The organism is Streptomyces sp. P5F9 (genome assembly GCF_057961495.1).
On sequence record NZ_JBXVPZ010000071.1, the window covers coordinates 1 to 15,844 of the forward strand.

Genomic DNA, 15,844 nt, shown 5'->3' on the forward strand with positions numbered 1-15,844 from the left:
GGGGTGGGAGCGGAGCGGCCGCCGGCCGGCGGCCGCTCCGCTCCCACCCCCGCGCCGTCCCATCTCCCGCCGGACATCGCCGACTTCGTGGGCCGCACCGAGCAGATCGCCTGGGCCGCCTCGCTGGTGGGCGGGGTCGACGAGGCGGGCCGTACCGCTCCGCCGATCGGGGTGATCTCCGGCCGGTCCGGCACGGGCAAGACCGCGCTCGCCGTGCACATCGGCCACCGTATGTCCGAACTCTTCCCGGACGGCCGCCTGTTCGTGGACCTGCGGGCGGCCGACACCGCGCCGCTGCAGCCCGCCGACGCCCTCGCCCGGCTGCTGCGCGCCATGGGCGCCGCCCCCGAGACCCTGCCGACCTCGGTCGAGGAGCTGACGGGGCTGTACCGCACCCACATCGGACACCGGCGCGTCCTGCTGATCCTGGACAACGCGGCGGGCGAGGCGCACGTACGGCCCCTGCTGCCCCCCGGTCCGGGCTGCGCCGTCCTCGTCACCAGCCGGCGCCGGCTGGTGGCGCTGGAGGGCTCCGCCCACCTGGACCTGGCCGTGCCCGGTCAGGCGGAGGCGCTCGAACTGCTGCGCCGGGTCGCCGGTCCTGACCGCACGGGCGCCGAGCCGGAGCGGGCCGCGGAGATCGTCTCGCTGTGCGGGCGGCTGCCGCTGGCCGTGCGCATCGCGGGCGCCCGGCTGGCGGCCCGCCCGCACTGGGCGCCCGGCCGGCTCGCCGACCGGCTGCGCGACGAACGCCGCCGGCTGAGCGAACTGCGCGCCGGGGACCTGGAGTTGCGCACCAGCCTCGAACTCGGCTACGCCGACCTGGAGTTGCCGGAGCGCCGGGCGCTGCGCCGGCTGGCCCTGCTCGACCTGCCGGACTTCGCGGCCTGGATCGCCGCCCCGCTGCTGGACATCGGCACGGAGGAGGCCGAGGAGGCGGTGGAGCGGCTGGTGGACTGCCACTTCATCGATGTGATCGGCGTCGACGGGACGGGACGCAGCCGGTACCGCATCCATGACCTGGCCCGCGAACACGCCCGCGAGCGCTGTCTGTCCGAGGAGAGCCCGGAGGAGCGTACGGCGGCCGTGCTGCGGCTGGTGGCGTCCTGGCTGGGTCTCGCCGAGAAGGCGGCCGCCCTCGGCCCGGGCGGAGCCGCCCGGCGCTTCCCCGAACCGGCCGCCGTACGGCCCCTCGACGCGGAGACCGAGGAGGAGCTGCTGGAGCGGCCCACGTCCTGGTTCGCCGCCGAACAGGCCTGTCTGCTCGCGGCAGTCGAGTACTGCGCCGACCACGGCATGGTCCGCGCCGCCCGCGATCTGGCCGGCGCGCTGATCGCGAGCTCGGCCGCCCTGTACAACCAGTTCGACGCCTGGTCCCGCTCGCACGCCGCGGCCATGGCCGCCGTACACCGCGGCGGGGACGACGAGGGCGAGGCGTGGCTGCTAGCGGGTCTCGGCCAACTGCGCTATGAGCAGGACGAGTTCGAGGATTCGTACACCTACTTCGGCAGGGCCCTGCGGCTGTTCGAGGCGCGCGGTGACGTGCCCGGGGGCGTGGCGCTCGCCCTCGCCGGAATGGGGACGGCCCGCCGCGAACAGGCCGTGTACGCCGAGGCGTTGGAGCTGCTGGACGCGGCGCTGGAGCGGTACGGGGAGTCCGCCGGGCCGGGCGCCCGGGCCCGGGTGCTGTACGGCATCGGATACGTGCACCGGGAACAGGGGCGCGGCGGGCAGGCCCGGGAGGCTCTCGCGCGGGCACTGGACCTGTACCGCGCGGAGGGCGACCGGCACGGCGAGGCGCTGACCCTGCGGTCGCTGGCCCTGTGCGACCGGGCCGAGGGCGCGCTCACGGACGCCGAGCGGCTGCTGCACGAGGCGCTGCGGATCTTCTCGGGTCTGCGGGACACCTTCGGGGTGATGTACACCGAACAGTCGCTGGCCAAGGCGGAGTTGAGGCTCGGCCGCCTCGACGAGGCACGGGCGCGGCTCGGCCGGTGCCTGACCGTGGCCCGCGAACGCCAGGACCGCTTCGGCGAGGCGCTCGTCCTGCGCACGCTCGGCGAGTGGCACCTCGCCGCCGGCGATCCGGAGAGCGCGCGGGAGCCGCTGGAGCGGGCCCTGTCGACATGGGAAACCCTGCGACTGCCCCTGTGGCGGGCCCGCACGCTCCGGGACCTGGCCGAGGTACGGGAGGCACACGGCGACGCGTCGGCGGCGCGGGCGGCCAGGGCCGAAGCACTCGGCGTCTTCCGGGAGTTGGACTGCCGCGAGGCACAGGAGCCGGCTGCGGGCGCCGGGTAGTCCACAGGCCGCCGTAGCCCTCCATCCCCCTGCAGAAGCCCTGGTGGGCCACCTACAGGCAACTTGCAGAGCACTTGCAGCGGGTTCCGCGATGCTGATGCACGTGACAGAGATCATCACGCTCTCGGACGCCCGGGTCGCCGCGGTCGCGGAGGACGACTGCGGCGAACCGCTGGTCGACCTGCGCGGCACGGGCGACCTGCGGATCGACCACCGGCAGGCCGACGACGACGGCGACTACGCCCACCTCAGGGCCGGCGCGCTACGGCGGCTGGTGCGGGCCCAGCGGCTGCTGCCGGCCGGGGTCCGGTTCCTGGTGGTGGAGGGGTACCGGCCGCCCGAACTGCAACGCCGGTACTTCGAGCAGTACGCGCGGACCATGCGCCGGGCCCACCCGGACGCGTCGCCGGAACGGATCCGCGAACTGGCGAGCGCGTACATCTCCCCGCCCGAGGTCGCACCGCACGTCAGCGGCGGAGCCGTCGACCTGACGCTGTGCGACCTGGACGGCCGGGAACTCCCGCTGGGCACGGAGGTCAACGCGACCCCCGAGGAGAGCGACGGCGCCTGCCGTACCGAGGCGCCCGGCATCAGCGCCGAGGCACGCGCCAACCGGTCCCTCATGAGCTGGGCCCTCGACGCGACCGGCTTCGTCAACTACCCGACCGAATGGTGGCACTGGTCGTACGGCGACCGGTACTGGGCGCTGCTGCGCCGGGCACCGGCCGCCCGCTACGGCCCCGCCGCCCCACCCGGCCCGGCGGCCTGACCAGCCACCGACCGGGACACACAACGACCGCACCGCACGGCCGAGTTCACGACCGAGGGGGAAACAGCATGGAGACCAGAACCTGCGCCGTCCCGCCACCACAGCGCGAGGACGGCGAGCGGATGAGCCCGAAGGACTTCGACGCGTCCTTCGCCGCCGACATGCCACGCCTGCGCCGCCGGCTGCTGGCCCTGACCGGCAACCCGCACGACGCCGACGACCTGCTGCAGGAGACCTACCTACGGCTCTCCCGACGCGCCCGCGCCCAGAACCTGACGCGGCAGCAGCACCCGTACGCCTACACCTGCACCGTCGCCCTGAACCTGCTGCGCGACGCGTGGCAGCACCCCTCCCGGCGCGAGCAGTCCACCGACCGGCTGCCCGAATCCGGCTGGGACGGAGGACTTGCCTCCTACGAGGCGTCCCAGACCACGCTGGCCCTGCTGCGCATGCTCTCCGAGAAGGAGGCCGCGGCGGTGATCCTCGTCGACCTGGAGGGCCTCAGCCACGACACCGCGGGCGAACGGCTCGGCGCCCACCGCGGAACGGTCCAGCGCAACCGGATGCGCGGCCTGGCCAAAATGCGCGACGCGCTCGGCAACTAGCCCGTGCCGCTCCCCCACGGGGGTGGGGAGCGGCACGCACGTCCCTACGGCCGTCCCGGCCCGCCCGGCGACAGCACCCATACGGCACCCATACCCACACGAATATGCGAAGGAAGACTTCCTTGAACACCAGCAGCACGCGCCGCCGGACCAGCGGCGCGCTCCTGGGGGCCTCGGTCCTCGCCCTGTCCGCGTTCGTCTCCGCCCCGGCCCACGCCGCCGCGCAGGACGCCACCTGCGGTGTCCTGGCACCGGGCGCCTCGGCCATCGCGCAGGCCGCGGTGAACGCCGCCTGTTCGCAGATCGGCGTCTGGTACAGCTGGGGCGGCGGCCACGCGGCCACACCGGGCGCCAGCTACGGCTACTACGACGGCTCGGACCCCGACAGCCTCCACGACAACGAGCGCAAGGGCTTCGACTGCTCCGGCCTGACGCGCTACGCCTACTACCAGGCCACCGGCAGGGACCTGCTCAACGGCACGGCGGACGACCAGTTCCACAGCTCGCAGGCCTCGGCCCGCTTCTCCGCCGCGCAGGGCTCCGCCCCGTTGCTGCCGGGCGACCTGATGTTCTGGGGCAGCGGGCACATCCACCACGTCGCCATGTACCTGGGCAACGGGCAGATGGTCGAGGCGTACGAGTCGGGCACTCACATCCGGGTCGCCCCCGTACGCACCGGCGGCGACTACGCGGGCGCGATCCGGGTCAACGGCTCCGGCACCCCAACTCCCCCACCCGCGAACGGCGGCACGGTCTTCGAGACCTGGGGCACGGGGGTACGCACCCGCTCCACGCCGAGCGTGCGCGGTGCCGTGGTGGACACCTTCGCCGGTCCGACCCAGGTGTCCGTCCAGTGCCAGGAGCACGCCGAGACCGTCACCGCGGAGGGCTACACCAACGACATCTGGTCCAAGCTGGCCGACGGTTCGTGGATGACCAACATCTACATCAAGGGCCCGGCCTCACTGCCCGGCATCCCGGACTGCGGCGGCAGCAGCACCCCGCCGCCCTCCGGAGGCAGCAAGCCCTTCCAGACCTGGGGCACCGGCGTACGCACCCACAGCCAGCCGAACGTCAACGCCGGCGTGGTCGACTACTTCGCCCAGCCCACCACGGTCAACGTCGTCTGCCAGGCACACGCCCAGGAGGTCACGGCCGAGGGCTACACCAACGACGCCTGGTCCAAGCTGACGGACGGTTCCTGGATGACCAACATCTACATCAAGGGCCCGGCTTGGCTGGACGTGCCTACCTGCTGACCGACCTGCCGACACGGAGCCGAGACCGCCGGCCGCCGTACGCCTTGAGTGGCGTGCGGCGGCCGACGGCCGGAATCGAGGAGCGACAGACGAGCCGGGCCGTACGGGGTCACCAGGTGTGAGCCACGTCCACCACGAGATGGTTGGCCGTCTGGAAGACCTGGAACGGCAGCCGGGCACGGACCCCGAGTCCGGCCTGGGTGTATCCCTCGGAGCCGCCTGTGACCTTGAACTCCCGGAAGGTCCGGTACCCGGTGACGTCGACGGACGGAGGCGGCGGGTAGGGCTGTCCGGTCGCCGGGTCGTAGCGCGAGGAGAACAGCGAGATCTCCAGAATGGCTCCGCCCTTGATCGGAACCACGACGTCGCTCGGGTCCTGATGCAGTACGTCGACGTAGCGGACCGTGTAGCCGATCGGGTCGGCCGCCGTGCCCTGGGCGTCGAAGACCAGGCGGTCGAAGCACTCGTGCTGTCCGGTCCGCACGTCGGTCAGTCGCCTGGAGGCAGCGGCGTCACCGGTCTTGTCCAGGCTTCCCCACGTCACGGCACAGTCCACGGCCGTCGGCGCGGCCACCGCCGGAACCGTGCCGGCCAACAGGCCGCCGCCCGCCAGCATTGTCGCGGCCAGCGCAGTACCTATCCGTCGCATGACTACCCCCGGTAGCTCGCGTAGGTGTGTGTCCTTTCAGACCGGCGGCTTTCCGGAAGGTTGTGCGCTTCCTGCTGTTCTTCCTGTCCTGTCGTTACGGCTTACGCTGTCGTCACGGCTTACGCGCAAGTCCACCGTGCTCGGCGATGACCCCCGGGATGCCCGAACCGGGCTCCGGACGCCACTCCGTCACGGAGACGACACCGGGCTCGACAAGCTCCAGGCCGTCGAAGAACGCGGTGATCTCATCAATGGAGCGCAGGTTGTACGGAACGGCGCCGCTGTTGTTGTAGGCGTCCTGGGCCTGCTCGAAGACAGGGTCGATGCCGCGCGACCCGTCGTTGATGGAGAGGAAACTGCCCGAGGGCAGGGCTTCCATCAGCCGGGTGACGATGGAGCGAGCCTGATCCTGCTCGGCGACGTGACCCAGGATGTTGCTGAGGATGAGCGCGGTAGGACGACCGAAGTCCAGTGTCCCGGCGGCGACTTCGAGAATCCGGTCCGGGTCCGTCACGTCGGCGTCGATATAGGCGGTCGCACCTTCCACGGTGGAGTACAGCAGGGCGCGGGCATGAGCGAGCACCATCGGATCGTTGTCGACGTAGACGATCCGCGCCTCGGGAGCGAGCCCCTGGGCGACCTGGTGGGTGTTCTGCGCGGTCGGCAGGCCGGTACCGACGTCCAGAAACTGCCGGATGCCCGCCTCGGAAACGAGATACGCGATGCTGCGACGCAGGAAGCCACGACTGGACCGAGCGATGGTGACGATCCCGGGAAACACCTCGGTGTACGCGTCACCGGCCGCCTCGTCGACGGGGTAGTTGTCCTTGCCGCCGAGCCAGTAGTTCCAGATACGGGCGGAGTGCGGCACCGACGTGTCGATCTTCTGCTGCTCCGCCGGCTCGGACGCCGGCACGGGGTCGCTCATGAGTCGGATGCGTCCTTCAACCGGGGCGGGGATCAACAGGGACCATTCGCGGCACATCCTATGGCCCAACTCCCTTGTCCGACAGACCAGTTCATGTCTTCCGACTGGTGTGCTGCAAGGAGGGCAGACGAGTCGGGCTGTACGCCGGGGACAGGTTCACGGCTCGCGAAATCGGTCTCTGAGATGCGCAGACGTTCTACGTGGCCAGAGGCCGTGCACATTGCGTGCACAGCGGCACGACACGCTCCCGGGGCATCCAGGGGCCGACTTCGGGCTGGGATGTGCTGGGCCGCCCCCGACAACTCACCCTCCTCGACACAGGGTGGCAAGTGAGACCGCAGTCCGCCGGACAGCAACACCGCGTTGTTGCGGCCTCGGCGACACTCATCCACGGCTCTCGTCAGCCGCGCAGCAAGTAGCCAGACCCCACCTGCGCACACAGAGGTGGCTCAGTGTCCCCCTCGTAGGCCAGATGGAGTTCACGTCGTGCGCGGGTGGCCAGAACGTAGTACGCCATCCGCAGGGCGGCCGAGGTGGGATCGACCGCCGTGTCCGTATGCGTGTCAGGGATGACTACGGTGTCGAATCCAAGCCCTTTGGCGCTCGCCCGGTGGACTAGCACGATTCCGGGCCGGCCGAGGTCCAGGGTGCGGTACCGGCCTTGCGCGGCCCGGGCCCGGGAGGTGTACAACTGCGGTTTGAGCCGTGGTGCTCTGCGCTCCAGACTGCCGAGCAGCGAGAACTGAGTGTCGGTCGAGTTCACGATCACGCCGATGCTCTGCTGGGGGTGCTTCTCGGCCAGGAGAATCAGCAGGTCGGCGGCACCCCGGTGTGGTAGACGGTGCAGTCGCGGAGGCGGCCCTTCGCGTTCAGGGAGGACAGGCACTCCGGCCGCCGCGTGGAAGTGGGCGGCGAACGCCGCGATCTGGCGTGTGTTGCGGTGATTCCCGTCAAGTTCGAGACGCGCGCACCGGCCCAGGCGCTGGGCGATCTCAGCGAGAGTGGAGTTGGTGTCGGTCAGGCGCTGGCACTCGTCGGCGTACACCGTCGTACGGGCCTGGAGCAGTCGGCAGAGGCGGTAGAACTCGGGCGGCAGGTCTTGGCCTTCGTCCACGACGAGAGTGAGACCGGGTACGGGGCCGGTCTCCGCGGCGCGCTCGTAGCACGCCGCCCAGTCGTACCAGCCGTCACCGGTGCGTGGGACCTTCCCGCCGCACCACTCGGTGAGCCAGGCGTGCGCGGTCGCCACGCGCACGCCTCGGTCCGCCGGGCCCAGTGCGTGGACCATCGCGGCCAGGGACTGTCGCAAGAGGTTGGAGCGGGTCAGCAAGGTCACCGGAGTGTCCGTGAGGGCGAGCATGACGGCCCGTTGGGCGGCCAGAAGGCTCTTGCCGCTGCCGGGCGGGCCGCTGACGAGATGATTGCCGTCGAAGGGGAGATCATCGAGGCAGGCACGTTGTTCCGGCGAAAGGCCGAGGTAGGTGAGTGTCATGACTGCTCCAGAGCGGTGACCGCGGCGGCACGGGCAGCGGTGACTATCGCTTCCAGGTAGCCGGGCACGTGTTCGCCGCCCACGACCAGGGCGCGGTCGAGCAAGGCGTTGCCGGCCTCGCAGCTGGTTTCCGGGAGGAGCGCGCAGGCGTGGCAGGCGGCGCGGTTGAGGTTGCCGAAGCCTTGGCCGGCGTGTTCGGCGCAGAGGGGGTCGGCCGAGCACCAGGCGGCTGCCTCCGTCATCCGCAGCAAGGTCTCCGCCAGGCGCGGGGGTTCACCCTGCCGGACGAGGCCTCCGAGGGTGCCCTCGGCGTCCCCGGCGGCAGTGTAGACGAGGATGCCGTACTGGTCCTGCTCGGGCCGTGCATAGATCCGTTCACGCAGGCTCGCCGTGGTGTATCCGGATTCGAAGGAGAGCTGGCGGATCAGCAGATGCGCCAAGGTGTGCAGGAGGACGAATCGAGGGGCGAGTTCCGGTCCGGTGAGGGCCTCCAGGCGGTCCTTCTGGAAGGAGCGGTCGAGATCCGCACGCATGCCGTTGACATGCCGATGCACTCTCATATCGCCTTCCCAGGTGGCCAGTTCGTCTCTGTCCAGCGTGAGGAAGATCCCTTCTCCGAAGACCTCCACCGCCGGCAGCCACTTCAGGCGCCTTGCGGTGTCGGCGGGGACGGCCGCGGCGTCCGGCGAGACCCGGGTGAAGCCAGACAGAGCGCGTACCTCGCGCAGCCTGTCGGCGAGGACGATCCTGCCGAAACGGTGCCTCAGGCCCGCCCACGGGTCCTCGGTCTCGCCGGCGAGACCGAGGGTGGTCTCGCGCAGCGCGAAGTCGCGCGTCGCCGGCGGAGTGGGCGCCGTGAACGCGGCCCATTCCTCGCGGCTCAGATCGGGTCGGGCCGGGGCGGCGGGCGCGTCGGAGGATGCCTCGGGAGGTTGTCCCGTCTCCTCGCTGAGCAGTGCGTCCAGGAAGTCCTCGTCGGCACCGGTGTCCTCCAGGATCACCTCCCGGAACATGGCGGCGCGCGGCTTCCCGGCGTCGCGGCACAGCTGCACCCAGAGATCGTGCTGGCGTACAAGTTCGGCCAGCGCGTCGTCGTCATGAGCACGTACTTCCGTCTCGGGAATGTCGAGAGCCGAGTGCGTCACCGGGTAGTACAGGTTTCCCGCTGTTCTCTGGACCACCTGTACCGGCTTGACGCATTCCGTTGCTTCGTTCGTCCGCTGCCAGGGGTTGCGTCCCGAGCAGCGCATGCCGTGCGTGCCGAGGATGTCGAGCAGATCGCGGGCAGCGCCGCAGCCCTTAGCGGTGCAGGTGACGGAGAGCGCTTCGAGTCCGGAGGCGCGCTCGGAGACGAGGAAGCGGAGCTTCTCGCGTTCGCCGCACTGACGTCGCTCGCCGGCCTCGCGCCTCGAATGGGCCCAGAACCACCAGTCGATGTCACTGAGATGCCCGGCCGCGCAGATCTGCACGAACCGCATGGGCGCGAGCATCCGGCCCGGCGAGCAGGAGGGGCACCGCGGCGGCTGTCCGGGCTTCTCGTCGGCGATGCGCCAGCGCTTCATGCGCCGGCATGCACCGCAGAACAGCCAGGACGGGAAACGAATGTACGGCGCACCGGGCGCGTCTGGCGTGTCGTAGCGGTCGTTGACCGTCGCGGGAGCGGCGTAGAAACCCGTCACGCCGAGCCGGGAGGCCAGCCGCGGCGACTCCACCTTCTGTCGGCCCTTTCCCGGCCAGTCACCGATGCCGGTGGCGACGAACGACTCCCCCTGGATGTCGAAGACGGCTCCGACCCCGAAGGGCACCACCGTCTGCGACTGGCGTACCCGCAGCTTGCGGCTCACAGGTCGGCTCCCTTCACCATCACCTGGCATTCCCGGTCGACATTGCGCATGGAGTTCGGCGTCTCCCACAGTCCGTAACGCTGCTCGAAGCTCTTGATGAGGTTGGACTGCCCCTTGCCCTGGCTGCGGTAGTACAGTTCCCGGCCGTCCTTGCGGGCTTCGCGTGCTGCGTCCTCCCACACGGCGATGAGGTCCGCCAGCTCCTTTCGTACGGCGTCACCGGTGGACGGTTCGCATGCCTCGGCACGGGCCGCCAACTCCTCGGCCACCGCCTCCACTTCGGCAATGCGGTCGGTCACCTGTCCCGCCTGGTTCTCCGCGGCGAGGCCGAGTCGGTGCCGTACGAGGATGACGAGCGCGGCGTGCAGAGCGCGGGCCCGGGAGGGCATGGACCAGGGGGTGACGCTGGTCGGTTCGACATGGCGATAGAGGGAGCGATGGTAGACGTCGAAGGTCTCGTAGTGCGAACGGTCCCGTGGGCGGGTGGCGTTCAAGAACGTGACGACGAGACCTGGTACGGAGTGTCGTCCGACGCGGCTGGTGGCCTGGATGTATTCGGCGGTCGTCTTGGGCTGTCCCTGCATGAGCATCAGCGCGAGTCGCTTCACGTCGACACCGACCGAGAGCATGTTGGTGCAGGGCAGGAAGGAGACCGACTCCTTCTCGTCCCACCGCTTCTCCAGACGGTCGAGCAGGACGGGCTGCTCCGCACGCGGCAGATTACTGGTCAGCTCCTGAACCTGATGATCCGCCAGTTCTCTTGCTCCCAGGCCTGATTGGAGCCCGGCAAGCTGCGCGGGGATGTCGTCGGCTGCGGCGGTGACGGTGCGGCCGAGCTCGCGCAGACTGTGGTGGTAGGCGACCAGCGTCCAGTAGGCGTCCCGGTGTTCCTCCGGCAGCTCCCACGCTCCTTGGAGCATGGCGGCTGCGGTGGCCACGGCGGCGCGACCCGCCGTGTGCCCCTGGGCCATGACGCCGAGGTAGCGGCGGCCGGGACGGGAGGTGTCGGGTTCCGCGAAGTACGAGTGGCGGGCGTCGAGCCCGGCGGGCGGGAAGAGCTGAACCCCGCCGCCGTACAGGGCCCGGACCTGCTCACTGGAGCGGCGAATGGTCGCTGTGGACGCCACGACCTTGGGTCCGGCGCCGTCGGGCGTGGTACACAGGCCGAGGACGGCCGCCTCGTACAGGCCCACGGTGGTGCCGAGGGGGCCCGTGAGCAGGTGCAGCTCGTCCTGGATGACGAGCGAGGGCGGCTGGTTTCCGCTCCCCGCACCGAACAGCCGCCCCGCGCGGGGCTCCCAGGCCAGGCGTGCGAACTTGTCCACCGTGCCGAGGACGAAGGTGGGCGGCCGGTCGTAGAGCTGCTCGTCCACGACGGCGACCGGCAATTCGTCGTGGAAGGCGCACTCGTCGCGCGGGCAGAAGAAGGCAAAGGAGTCCGCGGCGGCGCGTACTCCGTAGTCCCCGATGTCCGGCGACTTGTGGGCGGGCAGGACGCGGGTGCCGCACCACGGGCAGCGGTCGAGGATGAAGACGTCGTCCGGCCTGGCGGCGGCACGTACGTCGTCGAAGGCCGCGCGGGCCTTTTCGTAGGTGTTCGGCGTGGTGGTCTCGCCCACCCACAGGCCGATCGAGAAGGGCTCTTGTCCGTAGGTGACCGGGTCGGCGCGGCGCAGGGTCTCCAGGGCGCAGACGGTGGTGGCCGCGCGCTGGAACTGCTGGGTCGTCAGCAGGCTGAGGGTGTAGCGGCTCAGGACTGCGGTACCGCCGCCGTCGGGTTCGCGCCTGCGCAGCACCATCTCGAAGGCGGCGAGCAGCAGATACGCCTCCGTCTTGCCGCCACCGGTCGGGAACCAGATCAGGTCCGTGGTGGCACGGTCCGCGTGCCGGGGATCGGCCACCCCGTCCAGGGCGAGCAGGAAGAACGCCAGCTGGAAGGGGCGCCAGGCGGCGGCCGGGTCCGGCTCCGGATCGAGGGGTACGGCAGCGCTGCGAGGTCGACGGGTGCCCGCCAGGTCGGGGGCGGAGTGGCGCATCTGCAGAGCCATGGCACGGTTGGCAGCGCGGAAGGCGTCCAGCAGTTCGGGGCGGCTCGGGTCACAGAGCGTGTTCACACCGGATTCGATCCGGGTGACGGTGTCACGGATACGCCGGAGGATACGGTCGGCGGCGTCACGGCCCCAGTCGGGGACGTCCTGATTCAACTGCCCCACGTGCCACGCACGGTAGTCGGCGACGAACTCTGCCAGTTCCTCGCGGAGTTGGTCGACGGAGACCTCGGCGTCGGCGAGGTGGAGCACGTCGAGTACCGGAGTTCCGCTCAGGCCAGCGGCCCGGACACCAGTGGCCTCGGCCTCCGGCATGACGGCCGCGCTGAGAGCGGTCACCCGGCGCGCCTCGTCGTCGTAGCGCTCGGCCACCGCGCAGCCATGGCCGACGGCATGGGTCCGCACGTGCTCGTACTGCAGGCGCAGTTCCTGTTCCTCCAGGTCGCGGCTGGCCAGTCGGACGCTCGGGTACTGACGGATCCCGCCGTCCACAGGCCGTGCTTCCAGGCCCACCTGGAAGAGCATCCGGTCCCACTGAGCGGCCTTCCCGAGGGCCTGTTCATGGCGGGCGATGTTGACCAGGGCGACGGTGATCAGGTGTCCGGTGCCGAACGCGCGTCGTCTGACCCGGAGTTCGGCGCGACCGTCAAGGACAGTTACATGGTCGCGAGCCGGGCCGAGCGTGTGGGTCTCGGCGGGGAGCGGGACGCGTTCCCAGTGCCGGCCGCGTTCGCCCGTGGCGGCGTGGGTCTGGTAGCGGGCACCGGTGCAGGCGATCTCGACGGTGGTGGCGTCGGTGTAGAAGCTGAAGCCGAGCGACGAGGGCAGCCAGGCGTTGGACTCGGGCACGGGATCACTTGCGGGGGCAGTGTCCTCGGCCGCGCCTTCCGTGCCGGCGCCTTCGAGTTCCTCCGCGGCAAGATCCAACTGGCGTTGAAGATCGGCCTCTTGGGGGTACAACGTGCCCATGAGGTATTGCCGGTCGGGTGGGGCGTCGAGCGTCTCGTGCTCTCCCTGGACCGGGCCGACGAGCTGCCGGTGCAGGTAAGCGGCGAGTTCCTGTCTGGGATCCATGGTGTTCCTTGAGGAGTATGCGGGGAGCTGGGTGGTGTGCGGATCAGGCCTGGCGTCGGTGACCACGGAGCCAGGTGGGGCCGCTCGCGATTCCCCGCTCAGTGGCGAGCTGTTCCTGCAGTTCGGTGATGCGGGCCCAGGCGTTGTGCTCGGTCTGGGCGATGCGCTGCGTGGCACGCTGTTCGGCGGCCTGCGCCTGCTGGCGGGCCGTGCGAACCTCCTGGTCCCGCTGGGCGAGCGTCGACTCGGACTGCGCCAACCGGGCTTCGAGGTCGGCGATGCGTGCTTCGGCGTTCTCGCGATACCGCCGGGCAGCCACTTCCGCCTCTTCGGCTCGCTGCGCCGCCGTCCGGTGCGCCTCGTGGTGCTCAGCCTTCAGACGTGCGATCCGTTCCTCGGCCTGGGCGCGAACCGACTGTTCACGGTGGAACAGGGACCGGTCCACCCGAAGCAGCAACGCCTCTTCCAAGGCGTCCAGTTCGCTCTCGGTGTCCGCGCGGGCGGCGGCGAGCCGCGCGGTGGCAGCCCCGCGCTGTTCGTCGAGTTGCTGCCGGTGTTCCTGGCCCAACTGCTCGACGTACGCCTCATGCGCGAGCCGGACTTCGGCTGGGCGTGCTTCAGTGTCGACCTCTTCCCGGTCCGTTTCCTCCGCGTGCTCCGTCTCCACAGCGTGCTCGGCGTTCTCGGCCCGGCCAGGCTTGCGGGGTGGCTCGGCGATGAACTCCCGCAGCGCGTCACGCACGGCGAGGCGTGACTCGCCATGTGCCAAGGGCTTGCTGGCCAGGTAGGCACGGGGTGTGGTGCCGACCAGCGCCTCGGCCGGCCGCTCGAAGAAGTCCTCGGGCCGATGCCCGGACTCCCCCAGCGCGTCGAACACGCGCCGCAATACCTCCAGCGACGCCACGACCGGACGGTCGAACGTCTCCGTCCCCTGGACAGCACGCATCACGGCGTCAGTCGCGGACTGCCCGAGCAGCACCGCGAGTTGCAGGTGCCCTACGGCCAGCAGCGCGTACTTCGCGAGCCAGATCACGTCATCGGCGGGGCCCTCCTCTGCCATCCGCCGGGCCTCGTCCCAGTCACAGGTGTACTGCTCCGCCGCGCAGGCCTCCGCCACAGCTCCCGGCGACGGGCTCTCCGCGTCCACTGCGGGCACGGAATCCTGCTCCGTTACAGCAGGCGTCGACGACTGGGCCGCGGGCGCCAAGTCCGGCACGGGCACCGCGGCCGGTGGAGAGCTCTCTACATCGAGCGCAGTTACGGACTCCGGAACGGGACTGTCGGCATCGGCAACAGCCCCCGCCTCCTCAGACTCCTCGCCTGCACGCACCAACTCCCTTATCTTGACCCGGCGTCGAGCCCTGGCATCGTCTCCGGCCCCGCCACGGTGATCCTCCACTCCCACTCCCTCCCCCCGTCGCGCTCCGTCGGTTCCAAGGAACCTCGCCATCCGCAACCTCCCCTTCAGCACCGGACGGAGCTTGCCCTCGATCTGTCTGATGCGCTCCCGGGTCACCCCGAACTCCCGGCCCAGCTCGTCCAGCGTCGACGGCTCGTCCCCGTCCAGCCCCAGGCGTCGTACGAGGATGCGGTGGTCGCGTCCGGAGAACGTGTCCAGGACGGCCATGACCTCCTCCACGGCCAACGCGTTCAGGACCACGCGCTCCACCGACGGCAACGGGCGTCTCGCCCCCACGAAGTCACCGAGGGTCACCCCGTCGCCGACGACACGGTCGAGGGAGTCGGTGCGCCGGCTCAGCCGCCGGGCCTCCTCGACCTTCGCCAAGGTGATGTCGCACAGCACCGCCACGTCGGCGGCGCTCGCAGGCTTGCCCTGCCCGTTCAGGGTTCGTTCCGCCTTCGCCACCTTGCGGATCTGCTCATGCATATGGACCGGGATCCGGATGACGGCACCCTCGTCCGCAACAGCCCGCGCGATCGCCTGCCGCACCCACCATGTGGCGTACGTCGAGAACTTGTACCCCTTGGCCGGATCAAATTTCCGGGCTGCCGTCATCAGGCCCAGCACGCCGTGCTGGAACAAGTCGTCGTACTCCAGCCCTTGCTCCAGGTAGCCGCGCAGGATCGAGTGCGCGAGCCGCTGGTTGTGCAGGACCAGGCAGTTCCGCGCACGGACTCTGATGTCGTCGGGAGGCAGGCCGCTCAGCTCGGCCTTCTCCGGCTCGCGCGCGACGTGATTCGGGCCGCCCCGCACGAGTACGGCGAGGCCCACCTCCACCTCGGCGCTCAGGAGACGATTCTCGGGCCGCGGGCGAAAGCGATCCTCGTCCAGCACGGCCAGCGCGGCGGCCACGGCAGCGGCAAGGTCTCCCGCTTCCTGCACGATCTCCGGCCCCGCGGGATCCGGCGGCTCGGGGTGCTCCGTTGGTTCAGGCCCTTCCGGCTGCTCCTCCGCCACGACGGTCTCCCGCAGCCGAGCCCCGGAGTGCAGCGCCACCGTTTCCTTGGCGTTGAGTCCAGCCAGCCGAGCCACACCGTCCACGGCCCGCGCAGTCACGTACCCCTCGGCGTCGGCGTAGCGCGAGAGCAGCGCTCTCACCGCATGAACACGGGGGAACACATTTTCTTCACGGGTCCGTGCAACCTTTTCCACGCCCGCACTGTCCGCGTCTATGTGCACGTGGACCCTCTGTACGGGCAGCCCCAATCGGGCCAGTTCGTCCCGCAGCCGCTCCCGCTCGGCGTCGCCGAGTTCCAGCGTGCGCACGCTCTCCGCGAAGACGTGTTCCGGCACGGCGCCGTTCACCGCGGCACTCCGAAGTCGCATCAGCAGCTCGGCCAAGGCGGCCTTCACACCGGATACGCCCGCCCCACCCACGGATTGAGCTCCCATTCCGCCCCCCAGGCTCATTTC

Annotated in this window: 10 protein-coding genes; 4 read left to right on the plus strand and 6 right to left on the minus strand. The window is 70.5% G+C overall.

Translation table 11 applies throughout. The annotated features are described in order from the left end of the window. The 4 genes from AC31A1_RS14765 to AC31A1_RS14780 all read left to right on the plus strand — a co-directional run. Window positions 1–2,301: ATP-binding protein (locus AC31A1_RS14765; RefSeq protein ID WP_489653746.1), on the plus strand; the 2,301-nt coding region annotated here is incomplete at its 5' end. Window positions 2,302–2,404: 103 nt separating this feature from the next. Then, the gene (locus AC31A1_RS14770; protein WP_489653747.1) at window positions 2,405–3,070 is read left to right on the plus strand and encodes a M15 family metallopeptidase; all 666 of its coding nucleotides are present in this window, start codon (window positions 2,405–2,407) and stop codon (window positions 3,068–3,070) included. Between the two features lie 68 nt (window positions 3,071–3,138). After that, window positions 3,139–3,675 carry an RNA polymerase sigma factor gene (locus AC31A1_RS14775; RefSeq protein ID WP_489653748.1) on the plus strand — a complete coding sequence of 179 codons (537 nt, stop codon included), beginning with the start codon at window positions 3,139–3,141 and terminating at the stop codon, window positions 3,673–3,675. A gap of 122 nt (window positions 3,676–3,797) precedes the next feature. Beyond that, a complete protein-coding gene (locus AC31A1_RS14780) occupies window positions 3,798–4,934 on the plus strand; it encodes a C40 family peptidase (RefSeq protein WP_489653749.1) in 1,137 nt (378 codons plus the stop codon). Between the two features lie 109 nt (window positions 4,935–5,043). On the opposite strand, the gene AC31A1_RS14785 is transcribed toward AC31A1_RS14780, so the two are convergent. The 6 genes from AC31A1_RS14785 to AC31A1_RS14810 form a co-directional block, all read right to left on the minus strand. Beyond that, a complete protein-coding gene (locus AC31A1_RS14785) occupies window positions 5,044–5,583 on the minus strand; it encodes an AMIN-like domain-containing (lipo)protein (RefSeq protein WP_489653750.1) in 540 nt (179 codons plus the stop codon). A 112-nt stretch (window positions 5,584–5,695) separates the two neighbouring features. Beyond that, the gene (locus AC31A1_RS14790) at window positions 5,696–6,511 is read right to left on the minus strand and encodes an SAM-dependent methyltransferase (protein WP_489653751.1); all 816 of its coding nucleotides are present in this window, start codon (window positions 6,509–6,511) and stop codon (window positions 5,696–5,698) included. Between the two features lie 400 nt (window positions 6,512–6,911). After that, window positions 6,912–8,003: a DEAD/DEAH box helicase gene (locus tag AC31A1_RS14795; protein WP_489653752.1), complete on the minus strand. Its 1,092-nt coding sequence runs from the start codon at window positions 8,001–8,003 to the stop codon at window positions 6,912–6,914. Beyond that, the gene (gene drmB / locus AC31A1_RS14800; protein WP_489653753.1) at window positions 8,000–9,847 is read right to left on the minus strand and encodes a DrmB family protein; all 1,848 of its coding nucleotides are present in this window, start codon (window positions 9,845–9,847) and stop codon (window positions 8,000–8,002) included. The genes AC31A1_RS14795 and drmB overlap by 4 nt, the downstream gene beginning before the upstream one ends. Continuing rightward, window positions 9,844–12,969 carry a helicase-related protein gene (locus tag AC31A1_RS14805; RefSeq protein WP_489653754.1) on the minus strand — a complete coding sequence of 1,042 codons (3,126 nt, stop codon included), beginning with the start codon at window positions 12,967–12,969 and terminating at the stop codon, window positions 9,844–9,846. Before AC31A1_RS14805 ends, drmB begins: the two co-directional genes overlap by 4 nt. Before the next feature lie 43 nt (window positions 12,970–13,012). Next, the gene (locus AC31A1_RS14810; protein ID WP_489653755.1) at window positions 13,013–15,823 is read right to left on the minus strand and encodes a sigma-70 family RNA polymerase sigma factor; all 2,811 of its coding nucleotides are present in this window, start codon (window positions 15,821–15,823) and stop codon (window positions 13,013–13,015) included. Between the last annotated feature and the right edge of the window lie 21 nt (window positions 15,824–15,844).

Coding starts and splice junctions, on each gene's coding strand:
- AC31A1_RS14775 (WP_489653748.1), top strand. CDS start 3,139: ATGGAGACCAGAACCTGCGCCGTCCCGCCACCACAGCGCGAGGACGGC.
- AC31A1_RS14785 (WP_489653750.1), bottom strand. CDS start 5,583: ATGCGACGGATAGGTACTGCGCTGGCCGCGACAATGCTGGCGGGCGGC.
- AC31A1_RS14790 (WP_489653751.1), bottom strand. CDS start 6,511: ATGAGCGACCCCGTGCCGGCGTCCGAGCCGGCGGAGCAGCAGAAGATC.
- AC31A1_RS14795 (WP_489653752.1), bottom strand. CDS start 8,003: ATGACACTCACCTACCTCGGCCTTTCGCCGGAACAACGTGCCTGCCTC.
- AC31A1_RS14805 (WP_489653754.1), bottom strand. CDS start 12,969: ATGGATCCCAGACAGGAACTCGCCGCTTACCTGCACCGGCAGCTCGTC.
- AC31A1_RS14810 (WP_489653755.1), bottom strand. CDS start 15,823: ATGGGAGCTCAATCCGTGGGTGGGGCGGGCGTATCCGGTGTGAAGGCC.